Source organism: Pseudomonas sp. B7, from assembly GCF_016735645.1.
GTDB lineage: Bacteria > Pseudomonadota > Gammaproteobacteria > Pseudomonadales > Pseudomonadaceae > Aquipseudomonas > Aquipseudomonas glycinae.
Window position 1 is genome coordinate 543,884 of sequence record NZ_JAERRE010000003.1, and the last position, 16,291, is coordinate 560,174.

At 60.8% G+C, this 16,291-nt stretch carries 14 protein-coding genes and 1 pseudogene; 9 read left to right on the forward strand and 6 right to left on the reverse strand.

What is annotated here, in order from left to right:
* Nucleotides 1-15: 15 nt before the first annotated feature.
* From prpC to JKA62_RS10930, 3 genes are read right to left on the reverse strand one after another with little or no spacing between them, the layout of a single operon-like run.
* Nucleotides 16-1,143 carry a bifunctional 2-methylcitrate synthase/citrate synthase gene (prpC, locus tag JKA62_RS10920; protein WP_011333241.1) on the reverse strand — a complete coding sequence of 376 codons (1,128 nt, stop codon included), beginning with the start codon at nucleotides 1,141-1,143 and terminating at the stop codon, nucleotides 16-18.
* 43 nt (nucleotides 1,144-1,186) lie between these two features.
* Entirely contained in the window at nucleotides 1,187-2,077 is an 891-nt protein-coding gene (prpB, locus tag JKA62_RS10925) for a methylisocitrate lyase (RefSeq protein WP_007951973.1), read from the reverse strand.
* Nucleotides 2,074-2,796, reverse strand: coding sequence for a GntR family transcriptional regulator (locus JKA62_RS10930; protein ID WP_181457890.1), 723 nt, complete (start codon nucleotides 2,794-2,796; stop codon nucleotides 2,074-2,076). The genes prpB and JKA62_RS10930 overlap by 4 nt, the downstream gene beginning before the upstream one ends.
* 300 nt (nucleotides 2,797-3,096) lie before the next feature.
* Here JKA62_RS10930 and rloA point away from each other — a divergent pair, with 300 nt between their 5' ends.
* The 4 genes from rloA to pabB all read left to right on the forward strand — a co-directional run bounded on the left by rloA (nucleotide 3,097) and on the right by pabB (nucleotide 7,612).
* Nucleotides 3,097-3,633, forward strand: coding sequence for a retropepsin-like aspartic peptidase RloA (gene rloA, locus JKA62_RS10935; RefSeq protein ID WP_011333239.1), 537 nt, complete (start codon nucleotides 3,097-3,099; stop codon nucleotides 3,631-3,633).
* A gap of 5 nt (nucleotides 3,634-3,638) precedes the next feature.
* A complete protein-coding gene (gene rloB / locus JKA62_RS10940; protein WP_007951967.1) occupies nucleotides 3,639-5,174 on the forward strand; it encodes an osmotic stress tolerance membrane protein RloB in 1,536 nt (511 codons plus the stop codon).
* Complete coding sequence (locus tag JKA62_RS10945; protein WP_064378740.1) at nucleotides 5,174-6,160, forward strand: alpha-L-glutamate ligase-like protein; 987 nt, start codon at nucleotides 5,174-5,176, stop codon at nucleotides 6,158-6,160. The genes rloB and JKA62_RS10945 overlap by 1 nt, the downstream gene beginning before the upstream one ends.
* A 108-nt stretch (nucleotides 6,161-6,268) precedes the next feature.
* Nucleotides 6,269-7,612, forward strand: a complete 1,344-nt coding sequence (pabB, locus tag JKA62_RS10950) for an aminodeoxychorismate synthase component I (RefSeq protein ID WP_011333237.1) — start codon at nucleotides 6,269-6,271, stop codon at nucleotides 7,610-7,612.
* A 125-nt stretch (nucleotides 7,613-7,737) separates the two neighbouring features.
* Here pabB and thrH read toward each other — a convergent pair whose 3' ends face one another.
* On the reverse strand, nucleotides 7,738-8,355 hold the full coding sequence (gene thrH / locus JKA62_RS10955) for a bifunctional phosphoserine phosphatase/homoserine phosphotransferase ThrH (protein ID WP_011333236.1): 618 nt from the start codon (nucleotides 8,353-8,355) through the stop codon (nucleotides 7,738-7,740).
* Nucleotides 8,356-8,517: 162 nt separating this feature from the next.
* Between thrH and JKA62_RS10960 the strand changes: the two genes are divergently transcribed.
* The 3 genes from JKA62_RS10960 to JKA62_RS10970 all read left to right on the forward strand — a co-directional run bounded on the left by JKA62_RS10960 (nucleotide 8,518) and on the right by JKA62_RS10970 (nucleotide 12,084).
* The gene (locus JKA62_RS10960) at nucleotides 8,518-9,252 is read left to right on the forward strand and encodes a phosphoadenylyl-sulfate reductase (protein WP_007960132.1); all 735 of its coding nucleotides are present in this window, start codon (nucleotides 8,518-8,520) and stop codon (nucleotides 9,250-9,252) included.
* Between the two features lie 504 nt (nucleotides 9,253-9,756).
* Entirely contained in the window at nucleotides 9,757-11,301 is a 1,545-nt protein-coding gene (locus JKA62_RS10965) for an NCS1 family nucleobase:cation symporter-1 (RefSeq protein ID WP_011333235.1), read from the forward strand.
* 54 nt (nucleotides 11,302-11,355) lie between these two features.
* Nucleotides 11,356-12,084 carry an aspartate/glutamate racemase family protein gene (locus tag JKA62_RS10970; RefSeq protein WP_007960127.1) on the forward strand — a complete coding sequence of 243 codons (729 nt, stop codon included), beginning with the start codon at nucleotides 11,356-11,358 and terminating at the stop codon, nucleotides 12,082-12,084.
* Here the strand turns inward: JKA62_RS10970 and JKA62_RS10975 are convergent.
* Entirely contained in the window at nucleotides 12,053-12,994 is a 942-nt protein-coding gene (locus JKA62_RS10975) for a LysR family transcriptional regulator (RefSeq protein ID WP_041475183.1), read from the reverse strand. The two genes, JKA62_RS10970 and JKA62_RS10975, sit on opposite strands and share 32 nt — an antisense overlap.
* Before the next feature lie 125 nt (nucleotides 12,995-13,119).
* On the opposite strand from JKA62_RS10975, the gene JKA62_RS10980 reads away from it, so the two are divergent.
* A complete protein-coding gene (locus tag JKA62_RS10980) occupies nucleotides 13,120-13,866 on the forward strand; it encodes a 3-oxoacyl-ACP reductase family protein (RefSeq protein WP_011333233.1) in 747 nt (248 codons plus the stop codon).
* A 77-nt stretch (nucleotides 13,867-13,943) separates the two neighbouring features.
* Here JKA62_RS10980 and JKA62_RS10985 read toward each other — a convergent pair whose 3' ends face one another.
* Nucleotides 13,944-14,639 carry an HAD-IA family hydrolase gene (locus JKA62_RS10985; protein WP_007960113.1) on the reverse strand — a complete coding sequence of 232 codons (696 nt, stop codon included), beginning with the start codon at nucleotides 14,637-14,639 and terminating at the stop codon, nucleotides 13,944-13,946.
* 249 nt (nucleotides 14,640-14,888) lie between these two features.
* Between JKA62_RS10985 and JKA62_RS10990 the strand changes: the two are divergent.
* Nucleotides 14,889-16,291 (forward strand): annotated as a pseudogene (locus tag JKA62_RS10990) (type IV secretion protein Rhs); the annotation flags it as partial.

Sequence of the window (16,291 nt, forward strand, 5' to 3'; positions counted from 1 at the left end):
CGGCGCCCTCCCCGGTCAGCGCTGTTCGATGGGCACGAACTTGCGCTGTTCGACGCCGGTGTACTCGGCGCTTGGACGGATGATGCGGTTGTTGGCACGCTGCTCGAACACGTGCGCTGCCCAGCCGGTCAGGCGCGAGCAGACGAAGATCGGGGTGAACAGCTTGGTCGGGATGCCCATGAAGTGATACGCCGAGGCATGGTAGAAGTCGGCGTTGGGGAACAGTTTCTTCTGCTCCCACATGGTCTTGTCGATGGCTTCCGAAACCGCGAACAACACCTTGTCGCCCACTTCGTCGGCGAGTTTTTTCGACCAGCCCTTGATCACCTCGTTGCGCGGATCGCTGTCCTTATAGATCGCGTGACCGAAGCCCATGATCTTGTCCTTGCGTTCGAGCATGCCGAGGGTGCCCTTGACCGCCTCTTCCGGCGACGAGAAGCGCTCGATCATTTCCATCGCCGCTTCGTTGGCGCCGCCATGCAGCGGGCCGCGCAGCGAGCCGATGGCCGCCGTGACGCAGGAATACAGATCGGACAAGGTCGAAGCACACACCCGAGCGGTGAAGGTCGAGGCGTTGAATTCGTGCTCGGCGTAGAGGATCAGCGACACGTTCATCACTTTGACGTGCAGCTCGCTCGGCTTCTTGTCGTGCAGCAGGTGCAGGAAGTGGCCGCCGATGGACGGCTCGTCGCTCACGCAGTTGATGCGTTTGCCGTCGTGGCTGAAGCGATACCAGTAGCACATGATCGCCGGAAACGCGGCCAGCAGGCGGTCGGTCTTGTCGCGTTGCTCGGAGAAGTCTTTCTCCGGCTCGATATTGCCAAGGAACGAGCAACCGGTGCGCATCACGTCCATCGGGTGGGCGTCGGCGGGGATGCGCTCCAGCACTTCTTTCAGCGCTTGCGGCAGGTCGCGCAGCTTGCTCAGCTTGCCTTGATAGTCGGCGAGTTGCGCCTTGGTCGGCAGCTCCCCGTAGAGCAGCAGGTACGCCACCTCTTCAAATTGTGCGTCGGCTGCCAGTTCGCGCACGTCGTAGCCGCGATAGGTCAGCCCGGCACCGGCCTGGCCCACGGTGGACAGTGCGGTTTGCCCGGCGACCTGGCCCCGGAGCCCGGCGCCACTGAGTACTTTTGCTTCGGCCATTGTTGTCTCCAATCTTGAATTTATTAGGGAGTACGGTTGCGGCTTACTTCTTCGCCGCAAACAACGCGTCGAGCTTCTGCTCGAAGGTGTGGTAATCGATGCGATCGTAAAGCTCCATGCGAGTCTGCATGGTGTCGATGACATTCTGTTGGGTGCCGTCGCGGCGGATCGCGGTGTAGACGTTTTCCGCAGCCTTGTTCATCGCGCGGAACGCCGATAGCGGGTACAGCACCAGCGAAACGTCGGCGCCCGCCAGTTGCTCGGTGGTGTACAGCGGCGTCGAGCCGAATTCGGTGATGTTGGCCAGAATCGGCGCTTTCACGCGGCTGGCGAACAGCTTGTACATCTCAAGCTCAGTGATGGCTTCCGGGAAGATCATGTCGGCGCCGGCCTCGATGCACGCGGCGGCGCGATCCAGTGCCGATTCCAGACCCTCAACGGCCAGCGCATCGGTGCGGGCCATGATCACGAAGCTGTCGTCGGTGCGGGCATCGACGGCGGCCTTGATGCGGTCGACCATTTCCTGCTGGGTCACGATTTCTTTGTTCGGACGGTGGCCGCAGCGCTTGGCGCCGACCTGGTCTTCGATGTGAATCGCCGCCGCGCCGAACTTGATCATCGACTTGACGGTGCGGGCCACGTTGAACGCCGAGGCGCCGAAACCGGTGTCCACGTCCACCAGCAGCGGCAGGTCGCAGACGTCGGTGATGCGGCGCACGTCTGTCAGCACGTCATCCAGGCCGGTGATGCCCAGGTCCGGCACGCCGAGGGAGCCGGCCGCCACCCCGCCACCCGACAGGTAGATCGCCTTGAAACCGGCGCGCTTGGCCAGCAGCGCGTGGTTGGCGTTGATCGCGCCGACCACTTGCAGCGGATGTTCGCTGGCGACCGCATCGCGGAAACGCTGGCCTGGAGTGCTCTTGTTGGAACTCATGACTCACCTCGTTCAGTGGCTGTCTTGTTGTCGGCGCCGTCCTGGTAGTGACGGGCGATGTTGCGTTTCGAGGCGCCGATGTGACGGCGCATCAACAATTCCGCCAGCTCGCCGTCACGGTCGGCGATGGCATCAAGAATCCGGTGGTGTTCGGCAAAGGCCTGGCGCGGGCGGTTGGGCGTGGTGGAAAACTGGATGCGGTACATGCGCACCAGTTGATAGAGCTCGCCGCAGAGCATTTGCGTGAGGGTGCGGTTGCCGCTGCCCTGGATGATCCGGTAGTGAAAGTCGAAATCGCCTTCCTGCTGGTAGTAGCCGACGCCAGCCTGAAACGCCGCATCGCGCTCATGGGTTTCCAGCACCCGGCGCAGTTCGTCGATTTCTTCGACGGTCATGCGCTCGGCCGCCAGACGGCAGGCCATGCCTTCGAGGGATTCACGGATTTCGTAGAGTTCGAGCAATTCGGCGTGGCTCAGCGACACCACCCGCGCACCGACATGCGGTACGCGCACCAGCAGGCGCTGGCCTTCCAGTCGATGGATCGCCTCGCGCAGCGGCCCGCGGCTGATGCCGTAGGTGCGCGCCAGTTCCGGCTCGGAGATCTTGCTGCCCGGGGCGATCTCACCTTTGACGATGGCCGCCTGAATGCGCCGGAAGACGTTTTCCGAGAGCGTCTCGGAATCGTCACCGCTGATCACCGGGGGATCGAGTTGATCCAGCATATTGTCGACACCTTCAAATCCAATGCGGCAAAAACTAGCGAATCAGCCCGCACCAGTCAAAGGATAAATGCAGATTGTCGACAATCGTCTAATAAGCCTTCATATCAGCCCCAAGGGTTATAGACCGGCACCGGCGCTGGCGCCATAAAACCACCGTGCTAGAATGCCGCCCGCATTTGCGAGTCATTTGCACGGCTTGTCATAAAAAGCTGATAGGCACACGAAGGCGCATGGGCAGACAGGATTTCCTGATGCCATGGCCCTGAACCGAGAACGGAACGCTGCTCGCCAGGATTTATGAGACTCAAGCCCTTCCCCACATTCTTTGCATTGTTTTGCCTGCCCGGCCTCGCCGCGGCGGGGGAAAAGACCGTGTACGGCCTCAACGAATACGCTGCCCTCGACGGGATCAACCTGGAAGTGGCGGCGAAACTCGACACCGGGGCGAAAACCGCCTCCCTGAGCGCCCGCGACATCAAACGCTTCAAACGCAACGGCGAGTCCTGGGTACGTTTCTACCTGGCCATCGACGCCGCGCATTCGCACCCGATCGAACGGCCGCTGGCCCGGGTCAGCAAGATCAAGCGCCGCGCCGGCGACTACGATCCGGAAGAAGGCAAGAAGTACACCGCCCGCCCGGTGATCGAGCTGGACATCTGCATGGGTTCGGCAATGCGCAGCATCGAAGTGAACCTGACCGACCGTAGTGCGTTCCAATACCCGCTTTTGATCGGCTCCGAGGCGCTGAAACGCTTCGATGCGCTGGTCGATCCCAGTCTTAAATACGCTGCCGGCAAACCCGCCTGCGCCATCGCCGCTCATACCGCCGAGTAATTTCCATGCGTTCTCTAACCTTCCACCTGAAAGTCCTGATCACCATCCTGGTGTTGCTGGGCGTTTCGGTTACGGCCTATCAGATTTTCGTGCTCGGCATCCCGGTGACCGAAGACGCCACCGACGACCTGTGGAACATCGACGCCAAGGTCGAGTTCGTCGCCAGCACCAAGGATCCGGTGAAGATCCAGATGTTCGTGCCGCCCCTGAGCCGCGATTACGTCAGCCTCAATGAAAGCTTCATCTCCAACAACTATGGCGTGGCGGTCAACCGTGTCGACGGCAACCGCAAGGTCACCTGGTCGGCGCGCCGGGCCAAGGGCAACCAGACCCTTTATTACCGTCTGGTGCTGACCAAGCGTTACACCGCTGAAAAAACCAAGATCAAAGGCCCGACCTTCCGCGACAGCATGGCCATCGAAGGCCCGGAAAAGATCGCCGCCGAAGCCCTGCTCGCGCCGATACGCCAGCACTCGGCCGACGTCGAGACCTTCATTGGCGAGGCAATCAAACGCGTCAACAACGTCAACGACGACAACGTGAAACTGCTGCTGGCCGGCGATCCCTCGACGCCGCACAAAGCCAAGATCGTCGAACTGCTGCTGTCCATCGCCCACGTGCCGGTGGAGAAAGTCCACACCATCCGCCTCGTCGCCGATCAGCCGCAAACCCCGGAACTGTGGCTGCGCAGCTTCAACGGCACCGACTGGCTGTACTTCAACCCGGAAACCGGCGAGCAAGGCCTGCCGACCGATCGCCTGCTGTGGTGGAGCGGTGATGAAAACCTGATCACCGTCGACGGCGGCAAGAAAGCCAACGTGACCTTCAGCCTGAACAACAGCGAGATGAACGCTATTCGTCTGGCCAAGCTGACCGACGAAAACACCGACGCCAACTTCCTCGAATATTCGCTGTACGGCCTGCCGCTGCAAACCCAGCAGACCTTCATGATCATGGTGATGATCCCGATCGGCGTGCTGGTGATCCTGATCCTGCGCAACCTGATCGGCCTGCAGACTCTCGGCACGTTCACACCGGTGCTGATCGCTCTGGCCTTCCGCGAAACGCAACTGGGCTTCGGCATCCTGCTGTTTACCGTGATCACCGCGCTCGGGTTATCGCTGCGCTCGTATCTGGAACACTTGAAGCTGCAAATGCTGCCGCGCCTGTCGGTGGTGCTGACGTTCGTGGTGGTGCTGATTGCGGCGATCAGTCTGTTCAGTCACAAGCTCGGTCTTGAGCGTGGCCTGTCGGTGGCGCTGTTCCCGATGGTGATTCTGACCATGACCATCGAACGCCTGTCGATCACCTGGGAAGAACGCGGTGCCAGCCATGCCATGAAAGTGGCGATCGGCACGCTGTTCGCGGCGTCCCTGGCGCACCTGATCATGACCGTTCCGGAGCTGGTGTACTTCGTGTTCACCTTCCCGGCGATCCTGCTGATTCTGGTGGGCTTCATGCTGGCCATGGGTCGCTATCGCGGCTACCGCCTGACTGAACTGGTGCGTTTCAAGGCTTTCCTGAAGAAGGCTGACGCCTGATGTTCGGTTTCTGGAAGACCTGGAAGGCCCTGGAAGCCCGGGGCATCATGGGCATCAATCGGCGTAACGCCGACTACGTGCTCAAGTACAACAAGCGCAGCCTGTACCCGATCGTCGATGACAAGATCATCACCAAGGAGCGCGCGATCAAGGCCGGCATTCACGTGCCGGAACTGTATGGCGTGATTTCCACGGAGAAAGAAATCGACAAGCTCGGCGAGATCATCGGCGGGCGCAGCGACTTCGTGATCAAGCCGGCCCAGGGTGCCGGCGGTGACGGCATCATCGTCATCGCCGACCGTTTCGAAGGCCGCTATCGCACGGTATCGGGCAAGATCCTCAGCCACGAAGAGCTGGAGCACCATATTTCCAGCATCCTCACCGGCCTGTATTCGCTGGGCGGCCACCGCGACCGGGCGCTGATCGAGTATCGGGTGACCCCGGACCAGATCTTCAAGAGCATCAGCTACGAAGGCGTGCCGGACATCCGCATCATCGTGCTGATGGGGTACCCGGTGATGGCGATGCTGCGGCTGCCGACCCGTCAGTCCGGCGGCAAGGCCAACCTGCACCAGGGCGCCATCGGCGTCGGGGTCGACCTGGCCACCGGCCTGACCCTGCGCGGCACCTGGCTGAACAACATCATCGCCAAACACCCGGACACCACCAACGCGGTGGACGGCGTGCAACTGCCCTACTGGGACGGATTCATGAAGCTTGCCGCCGGTTGCTATGAGTTGTGCGGCCTGGGTTACATCGGCGTGGACATGGTGCTGGACCAAGAGAAAGGCCCGCTGATTCTGGAGCTGAATGCGCGGCCGGGGCTGAATATCCAGATTGCCAACGATTGCGGGCTGACGTTGCGCACCCATGCGGTGGAAGCGCATCTGGAAGAGCTCAAGGCACGTGGTGTGACTGAAACGGTTGAAGAGCGCGTGGCGTTTGCTCAGGAGTTGTTTGGGCATATTCCGGCGGTCGAGGGCTGAGTCGCACTTCCTGCCGCCGACCTGCCAATCCCCGACATCCCCTCTAGGAGCAATTCCCGGAGGGGACTACAATCCCCACCCCGCCTCGATGGCCGATCTGCCCCGCCCATGTTGACCTGTTCCGTACACCCGCTGCCCTACCGCGCCAACCCCGCCGACTATTTTGCGGCCGTCCGCCATGCGCCCGGCGCCGTGCTGCTCGACAGTGGCCGGCCGAGTGCCGATCGTGGCCGTTATGACTTGCTCAGCGCCTGGCCGCTGGAACAACTGGCGGTGTTGCCGGACGAGCGCGGAGAAGATTTCCTGCAACGCCTACGGACCAATCTGACCCGGTTGGGCGACGCGCAATTGCCCGACGACTACGAATTGCCTTTCGCTGGTGGCCTGATTGGTTACCTGAGCTACGACTTCGGCCGTCATCTGGAAAACCTGCCGAGTCAGGCCCTGGATGACCTGCAATTGCCCGATGCGCGATTTGGTCTGTACGACTGGGCCTTGATCAGCGATCACCAATCGGCCACCAGCCAACTTGTGTTCCACCCCTCAGTCAGCGCCAGCGAGAAACAGCGGTTGATCGATGTATTCAGCCAACCGGTGGGCACGGAACTGACCCCATTCAAACTGAACAGCCCGATGGCAGCCGATCTCTCGGCCAATGAATACCGTCAGGCGTTCGAACGTATCCAGCATTACATTCAGGCCGGCGACTGCTATCAGGTCAATTTCGCCCAGCGTTTCCGCGCGCCGTGCCAGGGCGATCCATGGCTGGCCTACTGCAAATTGCGCGAGGCCTGCCCGACACCGTTTTCCGGGTTCCAGAGCCTGCCCGACGGCAACGCAGTGCTGAGCGTGTCGCCCGAGCGTTTCGTCAAAGTCAGCCAGCGTCAGGTGGAAACCCGCCCGATCAAGGGCACCCGTCCCCGTGGCGCGAACCCGACCGAGGACGCGGCGAACGCCGCCGAATTGCTGGCCAGCCCCAAGGATCGCGCGGAAAACCTGATGATCGTCGACCTGCTGCGCAATGATCTGGGCCGCACCTGCCGTATCGGCTCGGTGCGAGTGCCAGAGCTGTTCAGCCTGGAAAGCTATCCGAACGTGCATCACCTGGTCAGCAGCGTGACCGGCGAACTGGCGCAGGATCGCGACGCCCTGGACCTGATTGCCGGCAGCTTCCCCGGCGGCTCGATCACCGGCGCACCGAAAATCCGTGCGATGCAGATCATCGATGAGCTGGAGCCGACCCGGCGTGGTTTGTATTGCGGTTCGTTGCTGTATCTGGACGTGCGCGGCGAGATGGACAGCTCCATCGCCATTCGCAGTCTGCTGGTGAAGGATGGACAAGTGTGTTGCTGGGGCGGTGGCGGAATCGTCGCCGATTCTGACTGGGAAGCGGAGTATCAGGAATCGATCACCAAGGTCAGAGTCCTGCTCGAAACCCTGCAGAACCTCTGACGTTTGTTGATCGTTCCCACGCTCTGCGTGGGAATGCAGCCCGGGACGCTCTGCGTCCCAAAGCGGACGCAGAGCGTCCATTGAGGCATTCCCACGCAGAGCATGGGAACGATCAAGGAATGTGATTACAGGGACAGGTCGCGGTTCGAGGCTTTGAGGAATTCTTGCTTCAACTCCGCAAACGTATGCACCGCCGGAAACTGCGGAAACTCGCGGATCACGTTATCCGGCGCATGGAACAGAATCCCCGCATCCGCTTCGCCCAGCATGCTGGTGTCGTTGTAGGAATCCCCCGCCGCAATCACCCGGTAATACAGGCTCTTGAAAGCCAGAACCGACTGGCGTTTCGGATCTTTCTGACGCAACTGATAGCTCGTCACCCGCCCGCTGTCATCGGTAATCAGTCGGTGGCAGAGCAAGGTCGGAAAGCCCAGCTGACGCATCAGCGGCTGGGAAAACTCGTAGAAGGTGTCCGACAGAATCACCACCTGGAAACGCTCGCGCAGCCAGTTGACGAACTCCACCGCGCCGTCCAGCGGCTTGAGCGTGGCGATCACTTCCTGAATGTCCGACAGTTTCAGGCCATGCTCATCGAGGATGCGCAGGCGCTGTTTCATCAGCACGTCGTAGTCGGGAATGTCCCGGGTGGTGGCCTTGAGCGATTCGATTCCGGTTTTTTCGGCGAAGGCGATCCAGATTTCCGGCACCAGCACCCCTTCAAGATCAAGACAGGCAATTTCCACAGGACACTCCATTTGTAATGTTTATTGAGCCGAGCGAGCCCGAACTCTAGCGGCTCGACCTGGAGCGCGCAACGCAGAGGCTGCCCCGGCGCGCGTTGCTTTTTGTTACCATCGCCGCCATATAGAGCGCCCAGCGCCACCGACCTGTAGGAAGCCGCCCTGATGAGCCCAACGTTCGACGTCGTGGAACTCGCCACGACCTATGCCAACAAATCCGCGCAGGACATCCTCAAACTCGCGTTCGCCGAGTTCGGCGATGACCTGTGGATATCTTTCAGCGGCGCCGAGGATGTGGTGCTGGTGGACATGGCCTGGAAGCTGAACAAGAACGTCAAGGTGTTCAGTCTCGACACCGGCCGCCTGCATCCGGAAACCTACCGTTTCATCGATCAGGTGCGCGAGCACTACAAGATCGACATCGAACTGGTCTCGCCGGACTACACGAAACTTGAACCGTTCGTGAAGGAAAAAGGCCTGTTCAGTTTCTACAAGGACGGTCACGGCGAATGCTGCGGGATCCGCAAGATCGAGCCGCTGCGCCGCAAGCTGTCCGGCGTCAAAGCCTGGGCCACCGGCCAGCGCCGCGATCAAAGCCCTGGCACCCGCAGCGCTGTGGCGGTGATGGAAATCGATACAGCGTTCTCCACCCCGGAGCGCACCCTGTACAAGTTCAACCCGCTGGCACAGATGACCAGCGAGGAAATCTGGGGCTACATCCGCATGCTGGAGCTGCCGTACAACAGCCTGCACGAGCGCGGCTTTATCAGCATCGGCTGCGAACCGTGCACTCGTCCTGTCCTGCCGAACCAGCACGAACGTGAAGGTCGCTGGTGGTGGGAAGAAGCGACCCAAAAAGAATGCGGGTTGCATGCCGGGAACATCATCAGCAAGGCATAAGCATCCCTGTTGCCCTTTGGGAGCAAGTCAGCTCCCACAGTGTTCACCACCCGTTTTGAAAAATGTGTACACACGAATGTCACCATCGGTGCCATTTATGTGTGCACTTTTCGTTTCTGCGCCCTGAAAAGTTACATCAAGCTCCAAAAACACTCCCTCCTCGCACTCGCCAAAATCCCTCCCGAAAAATAAATACCTGTTCGAACGGTCAATTTATATCGCTCGTATTTCAACGACTTGGCTCGCCTCAATAACTTTTCGAAATCAGCGATGGTTTTCATAGATCGCCGACTGGCACAGATCTGGCTTTAGTGCATACATGTTTTGTATACAAAACCGCAAAACATGAACCCACACTTTCGATCCGCAAGCCTGAAGCGCCCTATCCCGTACAGGCTGCAGATGCCCCGTAACCAGTGATGTTTTCACCGCCGCGACGAAGATCTGCCGAGCCCGAACGCTCATGCACAGTCATCGCGGCCCGAACATCAGGAGCCTGCCGGAATGCGTACGAGTCTCTCCAATAACAACATCGCGCTGAATCTGCCCGCCTCTTCACCCCTCGACCACAGCGTGCCCGGTGATGGCATCGCCGAACCACTGCAACTGAGCCCGCGTCTGCACAACAGCGACCTCGCGCCGACCAAGGTCGAAGGACGGCGCTGGGGCAAATACAGCATCTTTGCCCTGTGGACCAACGATGTGCACAACATCGCCAACTACTCGTTTGCCATCGGTCTGTACGCCTTGGGCCTGGGCGGCTGGCAGATTCTGCTGTCGCTGGGGATCGGCGCGGCGCTGGTGTACTTCTTCATGAACCTGTCCGGCTACATGGGGCAGAAAACCGGGGTGCCGTTTCCGGTGATCAGCCGGATCAGTTTCGGCATTCACGGGGCACAGATTCCTGCATTGATCCGGGCGGTGATCGCCATCGCCTGGTTCGGGATTCAGACGTACCTGGCGTCGGTGGTGTTTCGCGTGTTGCTCACGGCAATCCATCCCGGTTTCGCCGACTACGACCACAACTCGATCCTCGGCCTGTCGAGCCTGGGCTGGGTGTGTTTCGTGGCGATCTGGTTTGTGCAGTTGGGGATTCTGGCGTATGGCATGGAAATGGTCCGCCGCTACGAAGCCTTCGCCGGGCCGGTGATTCTGCTGACCGTCGCCTGCCTCGCCGCGTGGATGTACACCCAGGCCAACGCTACCATTGCCTGGTCGATTCGCGAGCCGCTGACCGGCGCCGAGATGTGGCGCAACATCTTTGCCGGCGGCGCCTTGTGGCTGGCGATCTACGGCACGCTGATCCTCAACTTTTGCGATTTCGCTCGCTCTTCACCGTGCCGCAAAACCATCAAGGTCGGAAATTTCTGGGGCCTGCCGGTCAATATTCTGGTGTTCGCCGGGATCACCGTCCTGCTGTGCGGTGCGCAATTTCACATCAACGGGCGGATCATCGAAAGCCCGACCGAAATCATTGCGTCGATCCCCAACACGTTCTTTCTGGTACTCGGATGCCTGGCGTTCCTGATCGTCACCGTGGCGGTGAACATTATGGCCAACTTCGTCGCCCCGGCCTTCGTGCTGAGCAACCTGGCGCCTAAATACCTGACCTTCCGCCGCGCCGGGCTGATCAGCGCAACGATTGCCGTACTGATCCTGCCGTGGAACCTCTACAACAGCCCGCTGGTGATCGTGTACTTCCTGTCCGGCCTCGGCGCCCTGCTCGGCCCGTTGTACGGCGTGATCATGGTCGACTACTGGCTGATCCGCAAAGGCCGGATCCACGTGCCGCAGCTGTACAGCGAACACCCGAACGGTGCGTATTACTACAGTCGCGGGGTCAATCTGCGGGCGGTCGCAGCGTTTATTCCGGCCGCCTTGATCGCGATCGTCCTGGCGCTGGTGCCGGGCTTCCACAGCGTTTCGCCCTTCTCCTGGCTGATCGGCGCCGGCATTGCCGGGATGCTCTACCTGATCATCGCCAAACGCCAGCCGCACTACGCCGACGTCGACGGTGAAGCCATCGCCGTCGACAACGTCAGCCACTGAATTTTTTGGCGGCCCTTTCCGGAGCCGCAGAACCAACCGCAATAAGGACTTCCCATGCGCATTCTCGTGGTCAACGTCAACACCACCGAATCCATCACCCAGGCCATCGCCCGCTCGGCGCAGGCTGTCGCCTCCCCCGGCACGGAAATCGTCGGCCTGACGCCGCATTTCGGCGCCGATTCAGTCGAAGGCAATTTCGAAAGTTATCTGGCCGCCATCGCCGTGATGGACCGGGTGATGTCCTACGACCAGCCGTTCGACGCGGTGATCCAGGCCGGCTACGGCGAACACGGTCGCGAAGGCTTGCAGGAATTGCTCAACGTGCCGGTGGTGGACATCACCGATGCGGCGGCCAGTACCGCGATGTTTCTCGGCCACGCCTATTCGGTGGTCACTACGCTGGATCGCACCGTGCCGTTGATCGAGGATCGGCTGAAACTCTCCGGCCTGTGGGATCGCTGCGCCTCGGTGCGCGCCAGTGGTCTTGCGGTTCTGGAGCTGGAGCACGAACCGCAACGGGCGCTGGAAGCGATCGTGCATCAGGCGGAACTGGCGGTGACTCAGGATAAAGCCGAAGTGATCTGCCTCGGTTGCGGCGGCATGGCCGGGCTCGACGAGAAGATTCGTCAGCGCACCGGGGTGCCGGTGATCGATGGCGTCACAGCGGCCGTGACCATTGCCGAATCGCTGGTGCGCCTCGGCCTGTCGACCTCCAAGGTGCGCACCTATGCGACGCCACGGCCGAAAACCATCATTGGCTGGCCAGCACGTTTTGCGCGTTGAACCGTTCGGCGAGGCCCAGGGTTGAAAACTGCTCGATGACAAAATCGACGAACGCCCGGGTCTTGCCCGGCAGCAGTTTGTGTTCGGCGTAATAAATGGAGATGTTGCCGTCGTCGACGTACCAGTCCGGCAGGACCCGCTGCAAGGTCCCCACCTCAAGGTAACCGACGGCAAACGGCATGCTCACCAACGCAATCCCCAACCCCTGCGCCGCCGTGGCGCAGGCGGCTTCGGAATCACTCATGGTCATTCGTGCCTTGAGGGTCAGCGGGCTGTGTTGCCGGGTGCGATGGGTCAACTGCCAGGAGCGCACGCGACCGGTCTGCGGTGAGCGGATCAGGATGCCGTCGTGCAGCTTGAGGTCGTCCGGCTCGCTGATCGGCGCGTATCGATCCAGATAATCCGCAGAAGCCACCAACACCCGATGCGCCGGTGTGAGCCTGCGCGCTACCACGCCTTGGGGCAGTTCGAAGCCTCCACCAATCGCCGCATCGAAACCCTGGCCGATCAGATCGACCTGGCGGTTATCGAAGTGCCAGTCCGGGTTGATCGCCGGAAATCTTTTCAGGAATTCCCCCAGCAACGGCACGATGTACAAACGGCCGAACACCGTACCCATGCTGACTTTCAGCGTGCCCGCCGGTTGACCGCCGGCACTGGCCAGATTGTTCACCGCGTTCTGGATGGTGGTCAGGCTGCCGCTGACCTCACTCAGAAACAATTGCCCCGCTTCCGTCAGGGTCAAGCGACGGGTGCTACGCTGGAACAGCCTCACGCCGAGGCGCGCTTCCAGTTTCGCCACGCTTTTGCCCACGGCGGCCGGTGTCAGGCTCAGTCGTCGCGCGGCCTCGGCAAAGCTGCCGACTTCGGCGCTGCGCACGAAGCATTCGATACTGCTGAAGGTTTCCATGGCCGCCACTCTAAACTTTTGGTTTACACAGACTATAGCAACCACGGTCTACCCGCCTATTGGCGAGGGGCAGATACTCGACACCACACCAAGGCAGCCTGCCTTGAAACTTCTGGAGATCGAACATGACCACTCAACACCTCAGCGGTAAAGTCGCTCTGATTCAAGGCGGCTCTCGCGGCATCGGTGCCGCCATCGTCAAACGCCTGGCCGCTGAAGGCGCCGCGGTTGCCTTTACCTACGTCAGCTCGGCCGCCAAGGCTGAAGAACTGCAAAACAGCATCACCGCCACCGGCGGCAAAGCCCTGGCGATCAAGGCTGACAGCGCCGACGCCAGCGCCATCCGCAACGCGGTGAACGCCACTGTCGAAACCTTTGGCCGCCTCGACATTCTGGTCAACAACGCCGGTGTACTGGCCGTCGCCCCGCTGGAAGACTTCAAACTGGAAGACTTCGACCAGACCCTGGCAATCAACGTGCGCAGCGTGTTCATCGCCAGCCAGGAAGCCGCCAAACACATGGGCGAAGGCTCACGCATCATCAACATCGGCAGCACCAACGCCGACCGCATGCCCTTCGCCGGTGGTGGCGTGTATGCGATGAGCAAATCTGCACTGGTGGGCCTGACCAAAGGCCTGGCCCGCGACCTCGGCCCACGCGGCATCACCATCAACAACGTGCAGCCTGGCCCGGTCGACACCGACATGAACCCGGCCCACGGCGAGTTCGCCGACAGCCTGATTCCGCTGATGGCCGTCGGTCGTTATGGCACGGCCGAGGAAATCGCCAGCTTCGTCACCTACCTCGCAAGCCCGGAGGCCGGTTATATCACCGGGGCCAGCCTGACCATCGACGGTGGTTTCGGCGCCTGATTGATCGGATAGTCGATAACGAAAAACGCCGCCCCTCCTTTGACAGAGGGGCGGCGTTTTTTTTGTTCGCGATTTGATCAAGCCCAGTCGAGCGCCGGCAACCCGCAAGCACTCGGCGTGAACGCTTTCAACGTACGAAGAATCCCGTCGGCGTGTGCGTATTTTTCATCGGCCATGGCGGCATCGGGAATGGCGATGGCAGTCATGCCGGCTGCTTTCGCGGCTGTCACACCGAACGGCGAATCTTCAAACACCAGGCAATCTTCCGGCGCAACACCGAGGCGGCGAGCGGCGGTGAGGAAGATGTCCGGCGCCGGTTTGGCCGCACCGACTTCCGGGTCGTCAGCGGTGACGATGAAGTCGAACAACGCAAACCAGTCGCGGTGCAAGGTGGTTTTCTGACCGAACGACTGACGCGACGAACTGGTGCCGACCGCAATCGGAATGTTGTGCGCCTTGAGGTGGCGGATCAGTTCCTCGGCGCCCGGCATCGCTTGCGCGGTGGGAAAACGCTCACGCATCAGCGGCTCGCGGATCACCAGAAACTCTTCGGCGGTGATCGGCAGGTCCAGCGCTTCAACCACATAACGCGCGAGATCGCCGGCGCCGCGCCCGATGATGTTCTGTTTGATGCTCCAATCGAACGTGCGCCCGTAACGCTCGGCAATCAGCGAGGTAACCTCGGTGTAGATGCCCTCGGTGTCCAGCAGCAAACCGTCCATGTCGAAAATCACGGCCTTGATCGGGCCGAACGCCTTCAGCGGTGCATTCATCATCGGATCCGTTATCAAAGACATCCCGGGCGGCGTGGATAGCGCCGCTGCTCGGATCTGATTAAAGGGTTCAGCAGCATAACGAGCACGGCCGAGTTTGAGCAACGGGCAATGTCGGTTGTCCGCCGAACGCCCTCCTGCACATTTAGAGAATCGCCCTACAGACATCGCCTACTCGGCTGACTTCTTTCCTGTTTGATCCCCCGCAAAGTTTCGCGCCATTCCCCTGATGCGCGCGAGTGACTGCGAATGCTTCCATCCGACCAACTCCTGAAACTGAACAACAGCATTGGTTTGCTGGTGGTCGCTGCGCTGAACCCTGATCAGCCCGACGTCGAAAAGCTGTTTCAGGAATTTCGCCTCTGTCTCAACAACTATGACGCCTGGGCCGAGCAGTTCTGGACGGGCACCGCGTTGGATGTCGAACAGGTGTTCCAGGTCGGCAACGATGTCCGGCTCAGTGCACCGGTTGCCAGCCGCAAGCCCATCAGTTCCTCTGTCGCCATGTGTTCCGCCAGCGGCTCCCTGACGCTGGTGCACATGTTCGAAGCCGCGAGGTTTGTGCCGATCGGTGATACGCCGGTGATTCTTGAACCGGTCATTTCCGATGTCGACGGTGTTTTGGGTTTCGGCGAACCGCTGCATTACACCATCGGCCCCAGCGGCATTCTCAAGGTCGACGATTGCGACCGGGGCCAGCGTTATCGCATCACCTTCTTTCCCGATGTTTCTACCGCGCATGTCCAGACGTTGTATGCCTCGTATCAGGGTCTTCTTGATGTTCTGGAAGGCTGGCTGCGTGAGGAATGGGAAGGGTTTCAACCGCAGTGGACGGAGTTTTCCAGCGCCGGTTTCACCGAGCGTTACGGGCAGTTGCAACGGGCTGACTGGCACGGTTTTGAAACTGCCCTGAATGGTGTCTGGGATGACGTAAAGCAACTGTTCGCGTTGCTCGCCGATTTGCAGGCCAACAGCGAAAAGCTTCTGCAGTACCTCTCCAGCGCTGAACTGGATGCCTTGCTTGAAGCGTCCTCCGAGGCCATCGCCAATGGCCTGCTGATGCTCGGCGATGAGCCGTTGCTGTTCATTTATCTGGCGGCCTTTACCAGTTGGCTGAAGATGTTGCCGCCGCAGTGTCTGGCCGAGGTGGTGGCTGAGGTTCGGGCCGAATTGCTGGTCAGTTTTCTGCTGATGTGCGTGTCGGGTGGCATGGGTGTGCCGCTGCGGTTGAGCACCAAGGTATTGGGCAAGATCAAGTCACCCCGTGCGCGGGCATGGCTTGCGGCATCGGCGTTGCGGCTGGCGGAGCTGACCTCCGCGCCTGATCTGACCCGGCATGCGAGCGCGTTGAAACCGCTGATGGTCAATGCAGGTCCGGCACCGTTGCGGCCGACACCGGCTATTCCGCTTGAAGTTCGCACGGGGGATGCGCTGGTGCTGACGGTACCCAATCCGGCGGCCATTGCCCGTGACAAGTCCCACGGCATGACGCGAATGGAACGGCATGAGCCTCGCGATGAGGCTTCGGATCAGGCGAAAAATCCCAACGGTGACAGCGCCGATTGTGCGCCGCGGACCTGCACCAACGGGTGTCCGGTGTCGATGGTCACCGGTGAGGAATTGCTGACCCTCACCGATGGCGTGCTCGACGG